The sequence below is a fragment of the Rhodococcus sp. Leaf233 genome (assembly GCF_001426165.1).
GTDB classification, from domain to species: domain Bacteria; phylum Actinomycetota; class Actinomycetes; order Mycobacteriales; family Mycobacteriaceae; genus Rhodococcoides; species Rhodococcoides fascians.
Genome location: NZ_LMRO01000001.1, coordinates 964,092 through 983,945, shown reverse-complemented (window position 1 = coordinate 983,945; position 19,854 = coordinate 964,092). Strand labels below are relative to the sequence as shown.

Sequence of the window (19,854 nt, the reverse complement as noted above, 5' to 3'; positions counted from 1 at the left end):
CTGTTCGTAGAAAGAGGTTGCCGGAACGACCCGAGGAGCGTGTGGAACTCGTCGGGGCTGGGTTCGATCGACAGTTACGAACAGGAAGAAGTGCAGACCAGGCACAGATCGATGGTGCGACGACGCACGAGCCTTCTGCCCGCGTCGGTCACATGTGTCTCGGTCACGGTGCCGACAATAGCCTAAGAGAACTGGTCTGCGCCGACGTCGGTTTCGTCGTCGGTGATCGCGGCAACGATCCGTGAGGCCACTGCCTCCGGCGTCAGGCCCTGCGGCAGTTTCGGTGCCTGCCCGGCGATCGGCCGCGTCGCCAGCCCCGTCTCGGTGTGCGGAGGCCGCACGTCGACGATACGGATCTTCGACTTCCGTGCTTCTGTGCGAACACTGTTCAGCAGCGCACTCGCCGCGGCCTTGCTCGCCGAGTAGGCACCCATATTGGGCATCGGCTTGTCTGCGACCACCGCACTGATGTTGAGCACAAATCCACCCTGATCCAGAGTGGTCAGCGCTTCACGCATGATGCGCAGCGGTGCCAGGTAGTTGAGCAACAGCAGCTCGTCGACGGTGTCGTCGTCCACCTCGGCGACCGAACCGAAGGCCACCACACCGGCGGCGATCACGATCCCGTCGAGACCGCCGTGGTGTTCGACGGCCTCCGCGACTACCGAGCGAGCCGAATCCGGCAGCGTCAGATCGGCATTCACCGTGTGATGCTCCGCGGACTCGAGACTCCGTCCGCTGATGGTAAGCCGCGCGCCGGCCTGGGCGAGTTGCTCGACGATCGGACCGCCGAGCCCACCACTGGCACCGAATACGAGAATGCGTGCGCCGTCCAGGTTCATGACTCGAAGCTAGCGCGTTGCACCCGACCCGCGCTCACAACGCGGAGTCAGCCGAGGAGCTTCTTCTGCACCTTGCCCATCGCATTGCGCGGCAGCGAGTCGACGACGCGAATCTCCCGGGGCCGCTTGTGGATCGACAGTTCGGTGGCCACCAGGTCGATGAGCACTCGATCCTCGACCTCGGTACCGACGACGAACGCCACGATGCGTTGACCCAGATCGTCGTCCGGCAGGCCGACGACGGCCACCTCGTCCACGCTCGGGTGCCCCAGCAACACGGTCTCGATCTCCCCCGCGCCGACGCGATAGCCGCCGGACTTGATCAGGTCGGTCGAGGCTCGCCCGACGATGCGGTGGAACCCGTCGGGCTCGATGAGCGCGACGTCCCCGGTGTCGAACCACCCGTCCTCGGTGTAGGTCTTCGCCGTCGCCTCGGGATTGTTCAGGTAGCCGTCGAACAACATGGGGCAGCGGATCTGCAATGCGCCGATGGATTCGCCGTCGTGCGGCAGGATGTCGCCTTTCTCGCCCAGCAGTCGGGTTTCGACGCCTGCGACGGGCAGTCCCACCGACCCCGGTCGACGCTCACCGTCGGCGCGGGTGCTGATGGTGATGAGGGTTTCGCTCATGCCGTACCGCTCGATGGGAGCCTGACCGGTGAACTCACGCAGCTTCTCGAACACCGGAACCGGGAGCGGCGCACTGCCGGACACCAATAGTCGGGCGTGGGCCAGAGCGCGGGCGGACGTCTCATCCGCTGCAACGCGCGACCATACGGTCGGCACCCCGAAATACAGAGAACCCCGCGCTGCCGCATAGAGCTCGGGAGTCGGTTTGCCGGTGTGGATCAACGGGCTGCCGACTCGCAGTGGGCCGAGCAACCCGAGAATCAGTCCGTGCACGTGAAACAGCGGAAGACCGTGCACCAGAGTGTCTTTCCACGTCCAGCTCCAGGCCTGCGCCAACGCGTCGAGCCCGGCCGCGATGGCGCTGCGAGAAATCAGCACACCTTTCGGTGGGCCTGTGGTGCCGGAGGTGTAGAGCACGAACGCGATCGACGACGGCTGCGGCTCGGGGTAGCTGTGCCACGACCGTGCGTGCTGACGCACCGGCAGAACCGTCAGACCCGCGGTGTCCGGCGGCGCTTCGCCGAGCCACGCCTGCGCACCCGAATCGCGGAGGATGTGCTCACGTTCGGCCGAGCCTGCATCCGGTGGGACGGGAACAACGGTGACGCCGGCAATCAACGCACCGACGACGGCGAGCACCGTTTTCACCGACGGCGTCGCGTGGATGGCGAGCCGATCTGCCCGGCCGATGCGCTCGGCAACGGAAGTCGCCGCTCCCAGGATGTCGGCACGAGAGAGCGAGATGCCGTCGATGGTGACGGCGTCGGGAATATCGTCTCCCCGCGCAACGGCGAGTGGGTTCAGTGAACGAAGCAGCACATGGCTACCGTACAGACATGGACGTGGACGGAATCGACACCGGCGACTACGCCGAGTACATGACGGTCGCCGCCGGTGACCTGCAGGCGGGTGTCTATCTGATCGGAACCGACGCCGAACAGGACGTCGATTCCGAAGACGACCTCGACCTGGACCTCGAGGACGAGGACTCCGACGACGAGGACATCGACCTCGCGCACGTCAGTGACGGGGCGCCGCGACTGGTCTACTCGGTGCAGTCCGACGATTTCTGGACGCGAGTGGAGTTGGCCGACCTCCGAGCGACTCAGCTCTACGAGGAGGCGCACGCGCGCAACCCCGAGGTCAACGCCGAACCGAAGCGGTTCACCACCGTCGAAGCCTTCGGCAGCAACGAATTGGTCTACATCCTGCGCATCAGGCGCGGCGGATGGGACGTCGGCGAGCCGGACCTCGACTGACGGCCCACCGCAACTAGGCCGAAGACGCCACCGTTCCGATTCCGAGGGCGACGAGGAATCCAGCGCTGATGCGGTCCAGCCAGTCGGTCACGGCCGGTTTACGCAGCAGCGTCACAGCGCGTGAGGCGAGAACGGAGAACACTCCCATCACCACGGCAGCGACAACCACCTCGACCAGACCGAGCGTCATGGCACCGGTGAACGTGACCACAGTGAGAAATTGCGGCACCACCGCTAGGTAGAACAGTCCGACCTTCGGGTTGAGCGCGCACGAGAGAACTCCGGCACCGAACGCCGACCACGCGGACGCAGCAACGGGCAGGAGCGGCTCGCCGTCCACCTTGTTCTTACGTCGCGCCCGGAAAGCCTTCACGCCCAGATACAGCAGGTACAACCCACCGAGAACTTTGACGACGCGGTATGCCGTCGCGGATTGCTCGACGATCGCCGCCAGCCCGACGGCGACCAGCACGGCCCAGAACAGTCCGCCGATCGCGACACCCATCGCTGCAGCGACGCCTGGCTTGAGGCCGCCGATGCTGTAGCGGAGCACCAGAAACGAATCCGGCCCGGGCAGAATCGCCAGCAGAAAGCACACACCGGCGAAGCTGAGCAGCAGGCTGAGGGTCATGGGTACATGAGAACACCCGCCCCGATCAGGGGCCAACTGAGCTCGGTGTCCACTATTCGTATCGAGAACCGGGATCCCGTCGATCGGGCCGAATAGTGGACACTCAGCGCACCACGACACTCAGCGCATCAGGAAGCTCGGCTAACCGCGCAGGCGAGCCGCCGCAGCCTCGATGCGTTCGTCCGTCGCAGTCAGTGCGATGCGGACGTGTTTGCCACCGTTCGGTCCGTAGAACTCTCCCGGTGCGGCGAGGATGCCGCGTTCGGCGAGCCAGTCGACGGTGTCGCGGCACGGCTCGTCGCGGGTGGCCCACAGGTAGAGCCCGGCCTCCGAGTGGTCGACGCGGAAGCCGGCTGCCTCGACGGCAGACTTCAAAGTCGTTCGCCGGGCGCGGTATCGCTCTCGCTGGATGTTCTCGTGCTCGTCGTCGGCCAGAGCCGCGGTCATGGCGGCCTGAATGGGGAGCGGCACCATCATCCCTGCGTGCTTGCGAACCTCGAGCAATTCGGCGATCAGGGAAGCGTCGCCGGTGACGAAACCGGCGCGGTAGCTGGCCAGATTCGAGGTCTTCGAAAGTGAGTGCACAGCAAGCAGATTGGTGTGATCGCCGTCGCAGACGCGCGGATCGAGCACCGAGACCGCATCGGCTTCCCAGGTCAGCCCCAGGTAGCACTCGTCGGAGACGACGATGGCGTCGCGCTCGCGGGCCCACTCGACGACCTTGCGCAGGTGCTCGACTCCGAGCACCTTGCCGGTCGGGTTCGACGGCGAGTTGACGAAGATCAGCAAGGCGCGTTCGGGGCCGAGACGATTCAGTCCGTCTGCACGAAGAATTCGTGCACCGGCGAGCAGAGCACCCACTTCGTATGTGGGATATGCCAATTCGGGGATGACGACCAGATCATCGGCACCCAGACCCAGCAGACTCGGCAACCAGGCGATCATTTCCTTGGTGCCGATGGCCGGAAGCACCGCGTCGGTCGAGATACCGGTGATCGAGTAGCGACGTTCGAGCGACGCCACCGCGGCCTCCCGAAGCGCAACGGTACCGACGGTCGTCGGGTACCCGGGCTCGTCGGCCACCGAGTTCAACGCGACCCGAATCACCTCGGCGACCGGGTCGACGGGCGTGCCGACGGACAGATTCACGATGCCGTCCGGGTGCGCCGACGCCTTCTCCTTGGCAGCGGTCAGCGAGTCCCACGGAAAGTCGGGCAGCGTCGCTGCCACCGCTCTGCGTGCCAAGGCGTCAGTTCTCGCCCATGGGAGGCAGAGCCTTGATGAACGGCGGGTCGTAGTCGGTCTTGCCGAGTTTCGCTGCGCCACCCGGAGATCCGAGATCGTCGAAGAAATCGACGTTGGCGCTGACGTATGCACTCCACTGCTCGGGCACGTCGTCTTCGTAGAAGATGGCCTCGACGGGGCACACGGGTTCGCAGGCTCCGCAGTCGACGCATTCGTCGGGGTGGATGTACAGCATTCGGTTACCCTCGTAGATGCAATCCACCGGGCACTCTTCGATGCACGCTTTGTCCAGTACATCTACGCACGGTTCTGCAATCGAGTAGGTCACTGCTGCTCTCCCCTCCTTGTATAGATCGTGGGCGCTCTCGCGCCCTCAGCATCCTAGTATCGCGGTCCGAACCTGGGGCAATCCGACCAGGGTGACCTCACCTGCTCCGGCCTGCTATCGCCGGAGCTGCTTCGCGGGCTGGGCCACCGAAGCCGACGCCGTCTTGTGGGCGGCGAGCCACTTGCGTCCCTGCTTGGCAGCGCGCGACAGTGCGCCCCGCTCACCGAGATATCCGGCGACGCCACCGACGAGCGGGATGGCTCCGAGTACCCGATAGAACCCGCGTGGATGCGGGCGCTTCTCCAACTCGCCTGCCACGTCACGCAGCACGTTGGCGATCTGCCACATTCCGCGCACCAGTGCGAACGGGCCGGATTTCGGCGATTCTTCCTCCTTCGCAGGAGCACTGTCGGCCAAGGATGTCAGGTCACGCTTGCACAGCACCGACCCGAGCAGCGCCACGTGCGTCTCGCGGTCGGTCACTCCGGATTCGCGAGCCACGGCGACGAGCACCATCGCCTGGTTGGCGAACCCGAGCAGATCCTGGATCGGCAAACGGTTGACCAGGATGCCGAAGACGCCGGGGAAGGCGACGGCGACAGTGTTGAGAGCTCCGATGCGATTGACCCACCACTGCGAACGAGCATCACTGTCGAGCTTTTCCCAGCCGGCGGTGCCCGGGAAGTCGGTGGTGTCGAACGCCTTGGCCAGGAAGTCGATGACGTTGTCGAGAGTCGAATCGTCCACGGAGGACTCGCGGAACGTCCGTCCTTTCAGTCCGATCGGGTCACGCGTGGCCAGGATGTCGAGCACGGGATGAATGATGGCGACGGCACTGCTCAGTACCGCGGCGACTCGACGGTCGTCCATGTCGGGCAAACTCCGTTTCGGGTAAAGACCTGTAGGTCAGATCAGGCCGGCGACCGACACCGCCGGTGCCGGGCCGTACGTGGTGGTGCGCTGACGAACCGGTCGTCCGATGCCGTCGGCGATCTCGTGCAGTTCCGCGACGGTCTTCTCCGAACCGTTCTGCGAACCCGCCATGCGCGAGATCGTCTCTTCCATCAGGGTCCCGCCCAGATCGTTCGCGCCTCCGTTCAGCATCGCCTGTGTACCCGTGATTCCCAATTTCACCCATGAGGTCTGAATGTTGTCGATACGGCCGTGCAGCATGATCCTGGCCAGAGCATGCACCGCGCGGTTGTCCCGATTGGTCGGGCCGGGCCGCGAGGCACCCGCCAGATACAGCGGCGACGACTGGTGCACGAACGGCAGCGGCACGAACTCGGTGAACCCGCCCGTCTTATCCTGGATCTTCTTGAGCACGTTCAGATGCCCGACCCAGTGCGACGGATTGTCGACGTGGCCGTACATCATCGTCGAGCTCGATCGCAGGCCCACCTCGTGCGCGGTGGTGATCACTTCGATCCACTCGGCTGCGGGCAGCTTGCCCTTGGTGAGCACCCACCGCACCTCGTCGTCGAGAATCTCTGCGGCGGTACCCGGAATCGAGTCCAGGCCGGCGGCCCGCAGCTCGGTGAGCCACTCGCGGATCGACTGGCCGCCGCGGGAGGCCCCGTTGACGATCTCCATCGGCGAGAACGCGTGCACGTGCATCGACGGCACTTTCGCCTTGACCGCACGGACCAGATCGGCGTATCCCGTCACCGGCAGTTCGGGGTCGATGCCGCCCTGCATGCACACCTCGGTGGCCCCGACGACGTGCGCTTCCCACGCACGGTCGGCGACTTCGGCGGTGGACAGCGTGAACGCGTCGGCGTCACCCTTGCGCTGCGCGAACGCACAGAAACGGCATCCGGTGTAGCAGATGTTGGTGAAGTTGATGTTCCGGTTCACCACGTAGGTGACGGTGTCCCCGTTGACCTGCTTACGCAGATCGTCGGCGAGCGCGGCAACGGCGTCCATGCCGGGGCCTTCGGCCGTCGCCAGTGCGAGGTACTGCTCGTCCGACAGACCGGCCGGGTCCTTCTCCGCTGCTGTCAATGCCGACACCAGGTCGCGGTCGACTCGTTCGAGACCGGTCAGATCGCGCACCTGCTCACGAATGGAATCCCAGTCGCCGAACGCATTCGCCAGATCCGAGCGCGTCTCGGTGTTGCGGCCCTGGGTGTCGATCTCGGTGTTCAGATCCACGCGTCCCGAGGACTCCCATTCCTCGTCCGGCTCCTGCCACGGCAGACCGGTCGGGTTGACGCCCTCGCGTGCCATCCCGGTCTCCGGGTCGGCCACTGCCCGCACGTGTGCCGAGATTCGCGGGTCGATCCACGGTGCACCGGCCAACACGTACTGCGGCTGCGCGGCAGTACGTTCCACGAGCGTGTAACCGGCGGCCGCCGACAACTCGGCGAGAGTGTCGAGGTTCGGCCAGGGCCGCTCGGGATTGACGTGGTCGGGAGTCAGCGGCGAGACACCGCCCCAATCGTCGACGCCTGCGCCGAGCAACGCGGCGGTCTCCTCCGCTGCGACGAGGTTCGGCGGGGCCTGAATTCGCATCGACGGACCGACCACCATGCGCGTCACCGCGATGGTCGCCAGGAATTCTTCGAGACCGGCGTCGGGCACCGACCGCATCGCGGTATCGGACTTGGCCAGGAAGTTCTGCACGATGATCTCTTGCACATGACCGAAAGACTTGTGCACCTTACGAATTGCCATGATGGACTCGGCCCTGTCCCGCAACGTCTCACCGATACCGACGAGGATGCCCGTCGTGAAGGGAATGTTGAGCCGGCCCGCGTCGGTCAGCGTGCGCAGCCGAACCTCGGGATCTTTGTCGGGACTGCCGTAATGCGCCTGCCCCTTCTCCTCGAACAGCCGACGCGAGGTGGTCTCGAGCATCATGCCCATCGAGGGGGCCACCGGCTTGAGGCGCGAGAGTTCCTGCCATGACATCACTCCGGGATTGAGATGCGGCAGCAGGCCGGTCTCCTCGAGCACCCGGATCGACATCGCGCGCACGTAGTCCAGAGTCGAGTCGTAGCCGCGTGAGTCCAGCCACGCCTTGGCCTCGGGCCACCGCTCCTCCGGCCTGTCGCCGAGCGTGAACAGCGCCTCCTTGCAGCCCAACTCGGCCCCCTTGCGGGCGACGTCGATGATCTCGTCGGGATCCATGAACATCCCGTGCCCGGCCGCATTGAGCTTGCCCGGCACCGTGACGAACGTGCAGTAGTGGCACTTGTCGCGGCACAACCGCGTGATGGGCACGAACACCTTGCGCGAATACGACACGGTCTTCGGACGGCCCGCCGACTCCAACCCGGCATCCCGTACCCGGGACGCCGACGTCATCAGATCCACGAGGTCGTCACCGCGAGCGTGCAGCAAGACGGTTGCCTCGTCGACGTTCAGCGACACCCCGTCGCGGGCGCGACGCAGAACGCGGCGCATGGCGGAGGCGGCTGGAGCGGTATCAGGCTGCGAAGTCACCAGTCGATCATGCGCCTTCTTGGTACGCACGTGCCACCCGCGGGTGGGCCTGCGGCCCTTGTGCGCGTTTTGCGTACCCGGAAGGGCGCACAACGCGCACGACGGGGCAGCGCTAGGTTTGTACCGTGACAACGATGACAGACCCACAGTGGCAGCCTTCTCCCCGTGCGCGTCTGCTCTGGACCCTGAGCGCCGGACTGCTGTGGCTACCGGTCTTCATCGCTCAGATCGTCTGGTTTTTCGTCGACTCGAACCGGACGTCGTGGCTGCACGTCACCGTCCTCGTCGTATCGGTCGTGCTGACCGCACTGCACCTCGCGATCGTGCCGCAGTGGCGCTACCGGGTGCACCGCTGGGAGATCAGCGACACCGCCGTGTACACCCGCACCGGTTGGCTCAGCCAAGAACGACGCATCGCCCCCATCTCGCGGGTGCAGACCGTCGACACCGAGCGCGGACCACTCGATCGCCTGCTCGGGTTGGCGACGGTCACCGTGACGACGGCATCGTCGGCGGGCGCGGTGAAGATCACCGCACTCGATCAGGCCGTTGCGGACGAGACCGTCACGCGACTGACCGATATCGCCGGCCGCACCGTCGGAGATGCCACATGACCGATCAGGCGGAGTTGCTGGCAGTCGAGGAGGAGCAGCCGTGGTTGCGCCTGGACAAGCGAATGTTGTTGGTGCATCCGGTGAACGAGGGCATCAAGATCCTGCCGGTACTGCTGATCTCGTTCTTCGTCGGCAGTCAGAGCGGTAATCACTACTGGAGTCTGGGCATCCTCGCGGTCGTCGTCGTGTTCGCGATTGCGCGCTGGTTCACCACCAGCTACCGGATCGGGCCGGTGCACGTACAACTGCGCACCGGCGTACTGCAGAAGAAAGTACTGTCCATTCCGCGCAACAGGATTCGGTCGGTCGACGTGGAAGCGAACGTACTGCACCGGGTGCTCGGCCTGTCCATTCTCCGCATCGGGACCGGCCAGCAGGCGGGCAAAGGCGAGGCTTTCGAGCTCAACGCTCTCGACACGTCTCTGGTGCCGGAGCTTCGCGGCGAACTGCTGCAGCGAGTGTCGGGCCGAACAACGCCGAGCGACGGAATGCCCGTTGCCGCAGCCGATCCCGGGGTCGAGATTGCACATTGGCAATTCTCGTGGGTGCGGTTCGCGCCATTCTCCATCACCGGCATCGTCACCATCGCCGCGGCAGTGGGCGTGCTGTTCCAGTACGGCATCGGACAAACGTTGGCGGAGACGTCGGTGATCTCGAACGGCGTCGAATCGGCGCAACGGTTCGGCATCGCCCTGTTCGTCGTCCTCGCACTGATTGTGCTCCTCGTGGTGTCCAGCATCTTCGCCTGCGTTCGATACCTGATCACCTACGGCAACCTGACCGTCACCGACCAGGGTCGCACCCTGCACGTCAGCCACGGGCTGCTCCGCACCCGTCAGTCGACCCTCGACCGCAAGAGACTGCGCGGCACTTCTCTGTCGCTACCACTACTACTGAGGTCGGTCGGCGGGGCTCGACTCGACGCCATCATGACCGGAGTGAGCGCCGAGAAGAAGGAATCGTCGCTGCTGCTCCCCCAGGCTCCGCGGGCCGAGGCGCTGCGCATGATGACCACGGTGCTCGGCGACGCAGGCATGCACGGCACTGCCGACCGCCCGCTTCTGCAGCACGGACCTGCCGCGCGGCGACGCCGCTACACCCGGGCCGTTCTACCGCTGCTCGTCGTCGCGGCCGGACTGGGAATTGCGCAGTCTCTCGGCGCACCGATCCCGATCCTCGCGTGGATCGCCGTGGCCGTGCTGTTCGTGGCCGCCGTCGGACTTGCTCAAGACCGCTACCGCGGCCTCGGGCACGCCGTCCTGCCCGGCTGGCTGATCACCCAGCACGGATCGCTCGACCGCACCCGGCACAGCCTCGAAGCCGGCGGCATCATCGGTTGGACGGTGCGCCAGACGTTCTTCCAACGTCGCGCCGGCGTGGCCACCGTCGTGGCAGCGACACCGGCGGGCGTCGGACGCTACGAGGTGGTCGACATACCCATCGAGAACGCGTGGGCCATGATCGACGCCGTCACACCGGGTGCCGGAGACATCTGGCTTCGACCCAGCACGTGAAAACGTAGCCGATAAAGAAGGAGCCGATGAAGAAAGAGCGCCCGCAGACCATCGCGCAGCTCGACCTGGCGGTGTCCCAGTGTCGCGCCTGTCCACGGCTGGTGCAGTGGCGCGAACAGGTCGCTGCCGAGAAGCGCGCCGCGTTCGCCAACGAAACATATTGGGGGCGAGCCGTTCCCAGCTTCGGCCCGGCCGATGCGTCGATGTTGATCGTCGGGCTCGCCCCGGCCGCCCACGGCGGCAATCGCACCGGACGGATGTTCACCGGGGACCGCAGCGGAGACGTGCTGTACCGAGCCATGCATGCCGTCGGGCTCGCCAGCCAACCGACCGCGACGCACATCGGCGACGGGCTGACGCTCAACGGAGTTCGTATCGCAGCCCCCGTGCACTGCGCTCCGCCGCAGAACAAGCCGACTCCCGCCGAGCGCGATCGGTGCCGCCCCTGGCTCGACGACGAATTGCGCTTGCTGCGTCCGCGACTGAAGTCGATTCTCGTGCTCGGGGCGTTCGGTTGGCAGTCGCTGCTACCGATTCTCGCCGCGAACGGGTGGGAAATACCCAGGCCTGCACCGAAATTCGGTCACGGCGTGCAGCTCGATCTGGGCACGATCACCGTGTTCGCCAGCTACCACGTCAGTCAGCGAAACACGTTCACCGGACTGCTGACTCCGACGATGATCGAGGACGTGCTCCGGAATGCGGGTCGGCACGCACGCTTGCTGTGATGGCTTTCATTCTGAACATGAACAGCAGCACACCGGCCGGCCCGGCACCGGCCACGATGAGCAGCATCGTGCGCCAGTCGGCCAGCAGCAGAACATCGTTGCCGGGGCCGCCGAACATGCACAGCACTACTGCGACGAGCCATCCGATCAGCGGCGACGCCACCCAGATCGGCCGTTCGGCGACCTTACGCGCGGCCAGAACTAGAGCGACGTTCGCGATGCCCCCGAGCAACGCGCTGATGGGAAACTGCACCGACCCCACGTAGGTCGGGAGGAAGAAGACCGACAGGATTCCGGACAGGAAGCCGTCGAACACCAGTACTGCGACCGTCGCCCACGACACCAGGGCGACAGTATTGGATGCGGCCTTCGAGATCATGCGCCCAATACTGCCTTGGCCCGGGTCGTTTCAGTGCACCGCAGTCGAAAACCGGGCACCGGCACTCAGGAAACCGGCGGATAGCCCAGCGAGGTGAGCAAGTTGCTCGCACCCATGGCGATCTGACCCAGAACGTACTGGTACAGATCTGCCTGTGCGCCGAACTGCGGCTTGAGAGAATCGACGAACGCGACGATTGCGTCCTGCACTACCCAGTTGTACATGTGTGTTCCGCCCCTGTTGTCATGAGATCAGTGATTCGGAACACAGCCTAGTACGCCCGCGAACAAGTCGTTCTCCCTGCCCGCCCCGTCGGAGCCGAGCACGCCCCGCACGAGTACGTACTGCTCGTCGAGCAGGATCGGCTGAACGATGTCGTTGGAGAGTGCGTACTCGGTACCCGAGGGCGCAACCGTCACCTGCGTGGCGTGCGCACGCAACGCGTCGGTCTTCGCGTCGAGCACACCGCGAACGTCGATGCTGGTAGTGATCATGTCCTCGGCCACACTCGGCAACTCGCCGTCGAGGGGCATGCGCCACCCCTCGGGGATATCGGCGATCGCCCGGAGTCCCGCGTCCAGTTGATCGCGGCCGGTGACGGTCCAGTAGAACTTCGCCACCTCCCACGGAGCTCCGGCCGCGGGATGGGCGTCCGTTCCACAGACCTCGACCGCCTCGGTCACCAGGGAGTGGACCTGCTGATGATCGGGGTGTCCGTAGCCACCCTCGGGGTCGTAACCGACGACGACCTGAGGCCTGAGTTCGCGGATCACCGACACGAGCGCCCCGAGCGCCTCCTGCCGGTCTGCGTTGACGAATGCGCGCGGTTTGAGAGCAGCCGGGGTTCCGGCCATTCCAGAATCTCGCCAGCGGCCGGCACCACCGAGGAAGCGGGGCGGGTTGCAGCCCAACGCCGCGAGTGCGCGATGTAGCTCCAGAATTCGGTAGCCACCGAGCTGATCGGCTCGGTCGACCACGAGATCGGCCCACGTATCGCCGATCACTTCACCCTCTTCACCGAGCGAGCACGTGAGCACGGTGACGTCCACGCCCGCGCGCACGTAATGGGCGATGGTCCCGCCGGTGGTGATGCTCTCGTCGTCCGGGTGCGCATGGACCAGCAGCAACCGCTGCGGCTGCGTCATCGCTTGTTCTGTCACAACCTGCTCTGTCACAACCTGTTCCGTCATGCCTCGTCGCTCGCTACTCGCTGTGTCATCGTTTGTCTCGGTCTCTGGGTCGGGCAGCCGTTCATTGCTCGCCGCGTCGCACGCCGAGCATTCGCGCCACATCCGGTAACGACTGCGCTGTCACATCGGCAGGCACGAAATGGTCGGGATAGGGACGGTTCTCGCGATCGAGCCACGCCGTCGACAGGCCTGCCCGGTGCGCACCGTCGATATCCCAGGGGTGCACGGCCACCAGCATCGCGTCGCCGGGTTCGACACCGCACTGCTCCAACGCGTAGCGGTAGGCATCGGCGTGCGGCTTCCACCGTCCGGCGTCCTCGACCGACAGCAGCAACTCGAAAGCACTCCGCACGCCGGCTCGTTCGAGCAGAGACTGCGCGAGCGACGCGGACCCGTTACTGAGGGTGATCATCCGAATACCAAGCGCTGCAAGCGCATTCACTCCGGCGACCACATCGGGATGCACCTCGAGCTCGGCGAAACCGGCCATGATGTGGTCCACTGCATCGTCCAACCGGCGATCGATCGCGGCATCGGACAGCAACGCCTCGAGCACACCGGAACCGACCTCGGCGAACGGCCGAGCGGTACCTGCGACCGCGAGCGCGAACCCGTCCCGCAGCACTCCTGCGAACCACGTCGGGAACAGGTGCTCGGGCGCTCCGACGTCGGCGAATCGCGCCGCCATGGGAGCCATATCGGACAGGGTCTCGTTCACGTCGAAGATGATCACCCGAGGCAAGCGCACGGTGTTCACCGGACCGTCCGGATCCACTTCGCGGCATCGGCGAAGATGCCGACCTCCACCGGCCCGGTCAGCGAGACGCCGGTGATACCCGGCACCGCAGCCACCACGGACTGGTCCTGCATGATCGGCAGCGTCGACGCCAGAGACCACAGCTTGGGTTCGATCTCCTCGGCAACGATCGTCGCGTCGACGCCGGTTATCAGGGCGCGGTCGATCGTCGGCTGCAATTCCGGAACACACAGACCGGACAGATTGCGCGGGGCGTCCACGCTGCCGCTGCTCCCCGGAGCCGGCTCGACAACACAGCCGAAGCGCGAGGCCAGGGCCGTTGCCGGGTCCACGCCCGCACTGGTCCACCCGACCACGGCGTCGACGTCGCCTTCGGTCAGCGCCGTCGAGTACAACTCGTCCGCGGGCAGCGGAGTGACGGTCGCGTCGATACCCGCACTGACGAGCTCGTCCGCGGCGGTGCCGGCCACGGCCAGTGCGATGTCGTCGTTCTCGACGGCGCCGATGACGAATCGCAGCGCGGTACCGCCGGCGTCTGCGAGTCGGGGCACTCCGGGAGCCGGCGCGCTCGTGGTCGGCGCGCTGGTGGTCGGTGGCGCAGCAGAGGTCGTGGATGCACTCGCGCTCGGCGTCGACGTCACGATCGCGTCGGGTGTCGGAACGAAGCCGGCGCGGCGAAGCAGGTCGAGGGCCGCGGTTCTGCCGATCGGGGCGGGTGCGGTCGCGGTGTAACCGGGGTCCGATGGCGACGACAACTGCGCTGCTGCTCGGCGATCCGTCGCCCCTCCTCCGGCCCCGACCGTGGCCAGCAGGTTCGGGTCCAGCAGACCCATGATCCCCTGCCGCACAAGCGACTCCGACATGTTCGGTGCTCGGCCGTTCACGGTCATCGACAACACTCGTGATTGGTGGATCGTGTCGGTGCGGACCCCGGGAATTGCCGAGAGTTGCGCGCGCGTCGCAGACCCACCCCGAACCTGTGCGATCTGCGCATCACTCGACCGCAACGAATCGGCCAACTGTGCGGGGGTGCCTCCGCGCCGAATGAGGATCTGGTCGGGCGAGGCGGGTTGGTCCCAGAATCGATCGTTGCGTTCCAGCAGAATCTCGTCCCGGCCCTGGTCGACGGTCTTGATGTTGAACCGCGAACCGGAGACCGGCACGTTGTCGGTGAGGCCACCCTCGAAGCCGCCGGGCGAATCCTTGAGCAAGTGGGAGGGCACGAGGTCGGCGAACAATCGCTGCCACGCCGGATACGGCGACTCGAGGGTGACGTCGACGGTCTTGCCGCCGCCCGAAGAGGCAACATCGCTGATCAGTGCGTAGCCGGCCGGATCGACGACGCCCGGCTGCGTGATCATCTGCTGCCAGAGGTACCGGAAGTCCTCGGCCGCGATGGGTGCGCTGTCGGACCACTGGGCCTCGTTGCGTAGCTGGTACCGGATGGTGAACGGAGACTGAGATGTCACTTCGGCGGAGATCAACAGCGACAGGTCCGGCTCCCACGTGGTCACGCCGGTGTCGGGGTTCAGGGTGGGGCGGAACGGGCTGGGCAGCACGAGCGAACTGACCGCAGCGGTGGCGGGCGACTGGTCGGCCAGCAGATGTGGGTTGAACCCGATGCCCACGTCGTCGATCGCCACGACTACGGGGTCGCCAGTCTTCGACGGCACGGTCGTCGTGGTGACCGGAGTTTCGACGCTCTCGATCGGTGGCGGTGGATCCGCGGTGCATGCGGTGAGTACCAGGGCAGTGGCGGAGGCCAGAACCACCGGCATCAGTACGTTACGCAACGAGGATCTCCTTCGTGATCGGCTACAGGTACGGCAGAAGCGACGTCCCACGATGGTGACACGTCGCTTCTGCCGTACAGGATCTGTCTTACAGAGCAGCCTTGTCGCGCGTCTTGCTGCGCGAACGCTCACGGGCGCGCTCGTTGGAATCGAGGTGCACCTTGCGGACGCGGACGACCTCCGGGGTCACCTCGACGCACTCGTCGCCTGCACAGAACTCCATGGCCATTTCCAGGTCCAGCTTCTTCGGCTTGGCCAGGGTCTCCATGACGTCGGCGGAGGACTGACGCATGTTGGTCAGCTTCTTCTCGCGAGTGACGTTGATGTCGAGGTCTTCCTGACGCGGGTTGATGCCCACGACCATGCCCTCGTACGTGTCTGCGCCCGGCTCGACGAAGAACGTGCCGCGGTCGGCCAGCTGGATCATCGCGAACGGGGTCACGGTGCCGTGACGGTCCGAGACGAGCGAGCCGGTGTGGCGGGCGCGGATCTCGCCGGCCCACGGCGCGTAACCGTGGAAGACGGCGTTGGCGATGCCGGTGCCGCGAGTGTCCGTGAGGAACTCGGTGCGGAAACCGATCAGGCCACGCGAGGGAACGATGAATTCCATGCGAACCCAGCCTGCGCCGTGGTTCGTCATCTGGACCATCTTGCCCTTGCGTGCGGCGAGCAGCTGAGTCACTGCACCGAGGTATTCCTCCGGTGTGTCGACCATCAGCTCTTCGAAGGGCTCGTGCAGCTTGCCGTCGACCTGCTGGGTGACCACCTGGGGCTTGCCGACGGTGAGCTCGAAGCCTTCACGACGCATCTGCTCGACGAGGATGGCGAGCGCGAGCTCTCCACGACCCTGGACCTCCCAGGCATCGGGGCGACCGATGTCGAGGACCTTGAGCGAGACGTTACCGATGAGCTCCTGGTCGAGGCGGCTCTTGACCATGCGCGAGGTGAGCTTGTGGCCGCTGACGCGTCCGACGAGCGGGCTCGTGTTGGTGCCGATGGTGACCGAGATGGCCGGCTGGTCGACGGTGATGCGAGGCAGCGCGACCGGGTTCTCCAGATCGGCGAGGGTGTCGCCGATCATGATGTCCGGGAAGCCAGCGACGGCGACGATGTCTCCTGCGACACCCTTCTCGCCGGGAACGCGCTCGACGCCGATGGTGTTGAGCAGCTCGGTGATCTTTGCCTTCTGGACGACGGGCTCGCCGTCGACCTCACGCATCCAGCTGACGGTCTGGCCCTTGGAGAGCTGGCCGTTGTGGATACGAACCAGGGCGAGGCGGCCGAGGAAGGCCGACGCGTCGAGGTTGGTGACGTGTGCCTGCAGCGGCGCGTCGACGTTGCCCTTGGGCGCGGGGACGTAGCTGAGCAGAACCTCGAACAGCTCGTCGAGGTTCTCGGCGTCGGGAGCGTGTCCGTTCTGGGGCTGGACCTTCGAGGCCTTGCCCTCACGGCCGGAGGCGTAGAGAACGGGGAGGTCGAGGGCGAGCTCGGCTGCCTCGGACGCTTCGTCGTCGAGATCGGACGCGAGGTCGAGCAGCAGATCGTGGCTCTCCGAGACGACCTCTTCGATACGCGCGTCGGGACGGTCGGTCTTGTTGACGACCAGGATCACCGGCAACGACGCGGCGAGCGCCTTGCGCAGCACGAAGCGGGTCTGCGGCAGCGGGCCCTCGGATGCGTCGACGAGAAGGACGACGCCGTCGACCATGGACAGGCCGCGCTCGACCTCTCCGCCGAAGTCGGCGTGGCCGGGGGTGTCGATCACGTTGATGACGGTGATGGTGCCGTCGGCATTGCGCTTGTGAACGGCCGTGTTCTTGGCCAGGATCGTGATGCCTTTTTCTTTTTCGAGGTCACCCGAGTCCATGACGCGGTCGATCGCTTCGGCACGTTCCTCGAACGCGCCGGACTGCCGAAGCATGGCGTCGACCAGGGTGGTCTTGCCATGGTCGACGTGTGCAACGATGGCGACGTTGCGAAAAGTAGTGGTGCTGTCGATGTTGTCTGCACTGCTTGGGGCGCTCACGCGAAAAATTCTCCTGGAGTCGAATGCGGGCTCTTGTTCGCTAGCGGGCTTATGTCGCTAGAGAAGCGCGCTGCACCGCGAGGTTCTCGCGACTGATCGAGTTTACCCGTAGTCCGGCAGTGCCCCGCGCCACCCTCAGGTCTGTGACCTGCGCCACCCATTAGTCTTGGTGCTCATGGGCAAGATAAAGGCCGCAGATGTCTCGGGGATGAAGCCCAAGAAAAAATGCTGCCGCAAGAAAGTTCGCTGCATCAAATGCCCCGTCGTGATCATGCGAATGAAGAAGTTGGAATCCGCGGGCGCGACCAAGAAAGACCTCAAGAAAGGTCTGAAGACCGCTCGGGCGAAGTGAGCAGAATTTCCTGTAGGTCCGGCAGCCACAGTCGGTCCGCATCGACCAGATCCACCGTCGGCAGCGTCGCGGCATCGACCCACCGTAGAGCCGAATGCTCCAGCGGCGCAGGGGTTCCCGAGACGATCGAGGCTCGGTAGGCCCGCAACACCATGCCACCGGGAAGTTCGACGTCTCCACTGAGCGCGGCACCGATCGAACACTCGACCCCCAGTTCCTCGCGTAGTTCGCGAGCCAGTGCGACGTCCTCGGACTCCCCCGGCTCGACCTTGCCGCCGGGCAGCTCCCACCGACCGGCCAACTCCGGCGGACGCGTTCGTTGCGCGAGCAGCAGACGACCGTCGTCGATCAACGCGGCCGCGACAACCACAGCGGTAGGGGTACCGGACATGCCACCATCTTTCTATGACCGAATTGCTGACCGACCGCGATATCGAGGACGCACAGCTCACCCACTGGACGGTGGCGGAGAAATCTCTGACTCGCACCGTCGAGCTGACGTCGTTTCCCGCCGCGATCGAGGTGGTGAACCGCGTGGCCGACGCCGCGGAGGCGGCGGACCATCACCCCGACATCGACATCAGGTGGCGGACGCTCACGTTCACGCTGTCCACGCACAGCGCCGGCGGTCTCACGCAGAAGGACGTGGATCTGGCGCGTCGGATCGATGCACTGATCGCGAATTGATGCGTCCCGCATAGGCGACCCAGCCGAGGAACAGGGCCGATCCGATCACGTCGACGGCACCGGCCCAGGCCTCGAGGCCGGGACGGGGAATGGTCCAGATCGATTCCTGGAAGAAGCTCAGCAACCAGGGCACCCCCACCGTGACCGTCACCAGCCAGTAGCCGGCAACGATCTTGGCTCCGGCGATATCGCGCAACGGCCCGTGCAGCAGCCAGATCACCATCGGAATCACCCAGATCCAGTGGTGCGACCACGAAATCGGCGACACCAACAGGCCCAGGAGTTGGACGATGACCAGGGTTCCCAGGTGGTCGCGGCGATCGAGTGCTCGCCATGCCAGCACAGCGAGGCCCACGGCGATCACTGCGGCGGCGATCCACAGCGGTCCCTGGCCGACGTCCTCGCCCACGATCCGGCTCAGAGCTCCACGCAGAGACTGATTCCAGACCGAGCCGACGGGTCCGATGCGGTCGGCATCGCCGAGCAACGTGGTGAAGTACGTGGCCGCCTGACGCCCCAGCACCGCGTAGCTGACCGCGACACTGAGTGCGAATGCCACCGCCGAGAACGCCGCGGCCTTCCACCGCCGAGTGGCGAGGAAGTACAGGCCCGTGATGGCCGGGGTCAGCTTGATGCCCGCGGCGAAGCCCACGAGTCCGCCCGCCACCCACCAGCGCGAGCTGCGTACTGCGAGTAGCGCGAGCAGCACCAGGAACACGTTGACCTGGCCGTAGTCGAGGGTGGTGCGTACGGGCTCGGACCACAGCCCCAGCGCGGTCCACAGCATGGCGATTCTCACCCAGTGGTTCTCGGCGGCCCGGTCGTCGCCGAGAACCATCGACAGGGCGAGCCGGACCACTGCGAACAGCGCGATCATCGTCGCGGCCTGCCAGACGATGCCGACCACCGTGAACGGCAGATAGTGCAGCGGGAAGAACACCAGGGCAGCGAACGGTGGATACGTGAACGGCAGTGGGAAGTCCGGGGTCTGCACCGAGTACGTGTAGTCGTACAGGTTGTCGCCGAGCAGCGCAGCGGAGCCTTCGACGTAGACGTGCAGGTCGACGAGGTTCATACCGTTGGGGGTGACGAACGCCCAGACGAATCGGCTGATCACCGAAACTGCCAGCAGAACGGGGGCCAGCCGAACAAGTCGGTTCACGGTGCGTGTGGTTCCGTTCGGTATCGATGCCGTTTATCGACAGCCGAGCTTATAGGGCGATCGATACCCACCCTAACCGTGCCGATCCGCTCGTAACATTTACATCACCTTTCACACTGGTAACTCGTGTAACACGCTATTGTTCGATTCTGCGGAGAATTCGCAGCGCGTGGCCCATAGAATCCTCGATAGAGTTCAGCCGGGGAGGACTGGACCTACTACGGCTGTACATCCGGGATCGCTCTACATAGAGTGACCCCTCGGGCACCGG

At 65.5% G+C, this 19,854-nt stretch carries 21 protein-coding genes; 6 read left to right on the top strand and 15 right to left on the bottom strand.

Going from position 1 to position 19,854, the window contains the following annotated elements:
- Positions 1–182: 182 nt before the first annotated feature.
- Together ASH04_RS04825 and ASH04_RS04820 are read right to left on the bottom strand one after the other, a co-directional pair.
- Positions 183–842 carry an SDR family NAD(P)-dependent oxidoreductase gene (locus tag ASH04_RS04825; protein ID WP_057472840.1) on the bottom strand — a complete coding sequence of 220 codons (660 nt, stop codon included), beginning with the start codon at positions 840–842 and terminating at the stop codon, positions 183–185.
- A 47-nt stretch (positions 843–889) separates the two neighbouring features.
- Positions 890–2,290, bottom strand: coding sequence for an acyl-CoA synthetase (locus ASH04_RS04820; RefSeq protein WP_027498076.1), 1,401 nt, complete (start codon positions 2,288–2,290; stop codon positions 890–892).
- A 17-nt stretch (positions 2,291–2,307) separates the two neighbouring features.
- Here ASH04_RS04820 and ASH04_RS04815 point away from each other — a divergent pair, with 17 nt between their 5' ends.
- The gene (locus tag ASH04_RS04815) at positions 2,308–2,730 is read left to right on the top strand and encodes a hypothetical protein (protein WP_027498077.1); all 423 of its coding nucleotides are present in this window, start codon (positions 2,308–2,310) and stop codon (positions 2,728–2,730) included.
- A 13-nt stretch (positions 2,731–2,743) separates the two neighbouring features.
- On the opposite strand, the gene ASH04_RS04810 is transcribed toward ASH04_RS04815, so the two are convergent.
- The 5 genes from ASH04_RS04810 to ASH04_RS04790 form a co-directional block, all read right to left on the bottom strand.
- Positions 2,744–3,361: a LysE family translocator gene (locus tag ASH04_RS04810; protein ID WP_032390332.1), complete on the bottom strand. Its 618-nt coding sequence runs from the start codon at positions 3,359–3,361 to the stop codon at positions 2,744–2,746.
- 141 nt (positions 3,362–3,502) lie between these two features.
- On the bottom strand, positions 3,503–4,606 hold the full coding sequence (gene dapC / locus ASH04_RS04805) for a succinyldiaminopimelate transaminase (protein ID WP_057472839.1): 1,104 nt from the start codon (positions 4,604–4,606) through the stop codon (positions 3,503–3,505).
- Positions 4,607–4,610: 4 nt separating this feature from the next.
- Positions 4,611–4,934: a ferredoxin gene (fdxA, locus tag ASH04_RS04800; protein ID WP_027498080.1), complete on the bottom strand. Its 324-nt coding sequence runs from the start codon at positions 4,932–4,934 to the stop codon at positions 4,611–4,613.
- A gap of 114 nt (positions 4,935–5,048) precedes the next feature.
- A complete protein-coding gene (locus ASH04_RS04795) occupies positions 5,049–5,804 on the bottom strand; it encodes a hypothetical protein (protein WP_057472838.1) in 756 nt (251 codons plus the stop codon).
- 36 nt (positions 5,805–5,840) lie between these two features.
- Positions 5,841–8,381, bottom strand: a complete 2,541-nt coding sequence (locus ASH04_RS04790; RefSeq protein WP_268793664.1) for a bifunctional FO biosynthesis protein CofGH — start codon at positions 8,379–8,381, stop codon at positions 5,841–5,843.
- A gap of 134 nt (positions 8,382–8,515) precedes the next feature.
- On the opposite strand from ASH04_RS04790, the gene ASH04_RS04785 reads away from it, so the two are divergent.
- The 3 genes from ASH04_RS04785 to ASH04_RS04775 are packed head-to-tail and all read left to right on the top strand — an operon-like array spanning position 8,516 to position 11,237.
- Positions 8,516–8,995, top strand: a complete 480-nt coding sequence (locus ASH04_RS04785) for a PH domain-containing protein (protein ID WP_032369653.1) — start codon at positions 8,516–8,518, stop codon at positions 8,993–8,995.
- The gene (locus tag ASH04_RS04780) at positions 8,992–10,509 is read left to right on the top strand and encodes a PH domain-containing protein (RefSeq protein ID WP_057472836.1); all 1,518 of its coding nucleotides are present in this window, start codon (positions 8,992–8,994) and stop codon (positions 10,507–10,509) included. Before ASH04_RS04785 ends, ASH04_RS04780 begins: the two co-directional genes overlap by 4 nt.
- A gap of 26 nt (positions 10,510–10,535) precedes the next feature.
- Positions 10,536–11,237 carry a uracil-DNA glycosylase gene (locus tag ASH04_RS04775; RefSeq protein WP_057472835.1) on the top strand — a complete coding sequence of 234 codons (702 nt, stop codon included), beginning with the start codon at positions 10,536–10,538 and terminating at the stop codon, positions 11,235–11,237.
- Here the strand turns inward: ASH04_RS04775 and ASH04_RS04770 are convergent.
- The 6 genes from ASH04_RS04770 to typA all read right to left on the bottom strand — a co-directional run bounded on the left by ASH04_RS04770 (position 11,164) and on the right by typA (position 17,382).
- The gene (locus ASH04_RS04770) at positions 11,164–11,616 is read right to left on the bottom strand and encodes a hypothetical protein (RefSeq protein ID WP_057472834.1); all 453 of its coding nucleotides are present in this window, start codon (positions 11,614–11,616) and stop codon (positions 11,164–11,166) included. The genes ASH04_RS04775 and ASH04_RS04770 overlap by 74 nt on opposite strands.
- Positions 11,617–11,681: 65 nt before the next feature.
- Positions 11,682–11,840, bottom strand: a complete 159-nt coding sequence (locus ASH04_RS26860; protein WP_008714214.1) for a hypothetical protein — start codon at positions 11,838–11,840, stop codon at positions 11,682–11,684.
- 27 nt (positions 11,841–11,867) lie between these two features.
- Entirely contained in the window at positions 11,868–12,761 is an 894-nt protein-coding gene (gene mshB, locus ASH04_RS04765; protein WP_057472946.1) for an N-acetyl-1-D-myo-inositol-2-amino-2-deoxy-alpha-D-glucopyranoside deacetylase, read from the bottom strand.
- A gap of 106 nt (positions 12,762–12,867) precedes the next feature.
- The gene (locus ASH04_RS04760; RefSeq protein ID WP_057472945.1) at positions 12,868–13,563 is read right to left on the bottom strand and encodes a haloacid dehalogenase type II; all 696 of its coding nucleotides are present in this window, start codon (positions 13,561–13,563) and stop codon (positions 12,868–12,870) included.
- Positions 13,560–15,341, bottom strand: coding sequence for an ABC transporter family substrate-binding protein (locus ASH04_RS04755; RefSeq protein ID WP_057472833.1), 1,782 nt, complete (start codon positions 15,339–15,341; stop codon positions 13,560–13,562). Before ASH04_RS04755 ends, ASH04_RS04760 begins: the two co-directional genes overlap by 4 nt.
- Before the next feature lie 103 nt (positions 15,342–15,444).
- Positions 15,445–17,382 (bottom strand): translational GTPase TypA, encoded by a 1,938-nt coding sequence (typA, locus tag ASH04_RS04750; RefSeq protein WP_032365354.1) that lies wholly within the window; start codon positions 17,380–17,382, stop codon positions 15,445–15,447.
- Positions 17,383–17,557: 175 nt separating this feature from the next.
- Here typA and ASH04_RS26855 point away from each other — a divergent pair, with 175 nt between their 5' ends.
- Positions 17,558–17,734 carry a hypothetical protein gene (locus tag ASH04_RS26855; protein WP_094609726.1) on the top strand — a complete coding sequence of 59 codons (177 nt, stop codon included), beginning with the start codon at positions 17,558–17,560 and terminating at the stop codon, positions 17,732–17,734.
- Here the strand turns inward: ASH04_RS26855 and ASH04_RS04740 are convergent.
- On the bottom strand, positions 17,700–18,125 hold the full coding sequence (locus tag ASH04_RS04740) for a (deoxy)nucleoside triphosphate pyrophosphohydrolase (RefSeq protein WP_032365353.1): 426 nt from the start codon (positions 18,123–18,125) through the stop codon (positions 17,700–17,702). The genes ASH04_RS26855 and ASH04_RS04740 overlap by 35 nt on opposite strands.
- A gap of 14 nt (positions 18,126–18,139) precedes the next feature.
- On the opposite strand from ASH04_RS04740, the gene ASH04_RS04735 reads away from it, so the two are divergent.
- Positions 18,140–18,421 (top strand): 4a-hydroxytetrahydrobiopterin dehydratase, encoded by a 282-nt coding sequence (locus tag ASH04_RS04735; RefSeq protein ID WP_032365352.1) that lies wholly within the window; start codon positions 18,140–18,142, stop codon positions 18,419–18,421.
- Here the strand turns inward: ASH04_RS04735 and ASH04_RS04730 are convergent.
- The gene (locus ASH04_RS04730) at positions 18,366–19,583 is read right to left on the bottom strand and encodes a mannosyltransferase (protein ID WP_057472832.1); all 1,218 of its coding nucleotides are present in this window, start codon (positions 19,581–19,583) and stop codon (positions 18,366–18,368) included. The genes ASH04_RS04735 and ASH04_RS04730 overlap by 56 nt on opposite strands.
- Positions 19,584–19,854: the final 271 nt, after the last annotated feature.

Bases quoted from the DNA above. Each gene is read 5' to 3' on its own strand.
- ASH04_RS04780 (WP_057472836.1), top strand. From the start codon at position 8,992: ATGACCGATCAGGCGGAGTTGCTGGCAGTCGAGGAGGAGCAGCCGTGG.
- mshB (WP_057472946.1), bottom strand. From the start codon at position 12,761: ATGACGCAGCCGCAGCGGTTGCTGCTGGTCCATGCGCACCCGGACGAC.
- ASH04_RS26860 (WP_008714214.1), bottom strand. From the start codon at position 11,840: ATGTACAACTGGGTAGTGCAGGACGCAATCGTCGCGTTCGTCGATTCT.
- ASH04_RS04775 (WP_057472835.1), top strand. From the start codon at position 10,536: ATGAAGAAAGAGCGCCCGCAGACCATCGCGCAGCTCGACCTGGCGGTG.
- ASH04_RS04815 (WP_027498077.1), top strand. From the start codon at position 2,308: ATGGACGTGGACGGAATCGACACCGGCGACTACGCCGAGTACATGACG.
- ASH04_RS04735 (WP_032365352.1), top strand. From the start codon at position 18,140: ATGACCGAATTGCTGACCGACCGCGATATCGAGGACGCACAGCTCACC.
- ASH04_RS04755 (WP_057472833.1), bottom strand. From the start codon at position 15,341: ATGCCGGTGGTTCTGGCCTCCGCCACTGCCCTGGTACTCACCGCATGC.
- ASH04_RS04810 (WP_032390332.1), bottom strand. From the start codon at position 3,361: ATGACCCTCAGCCTGCTGCTCAGCTTCGCCGGTGTGTGCTTTCTGCTG.
- ASH04_RS04825 (WP_057472840.1), bottom strand. From the start codon at position 842: ATGAACCTGGACGGCGCACGCATTCTCGTATTCGGTGCCAGTGGTGGG.
- ASH04_RS04770 (WP_057472834.1), bottom strand. From the start codon at position 11,616: ATGATCTCGAAGGCCGCATCCAATACTGTCGCCCTGGTGTCGTGGGCG.
- ASH04_RS26855 (WP_094609726.1), top strand. From the start codon at position 17,558: ATGGGCAAGATAAAGGCCGCAGATGTCTCGGGGATGAAGCCCAAGAAA.
- ASH04_RS04785 (WP_032369653.1), top strand. From the start codon at position 8,516: ATGACAGACCCACAGTGGCAGCCTTCTCCCCGTGCGCGTCTGCTCTGG.
- ASH04_RS04795 (WP_057472838.1), bottom strand. From the start codon at position 5,804: ATGGACGACCGTCGAGTCGCCGCGGTACTGAGCAGTGCCGTCGCCATC.
- ASH04_RS04740 (WP_032365353.1), bottom strand. From the start codon at position 18,125: ATGTCCGGTACCCCTACCGCTGTGGTTGTCGCGGCCGCGTTGATCGAC.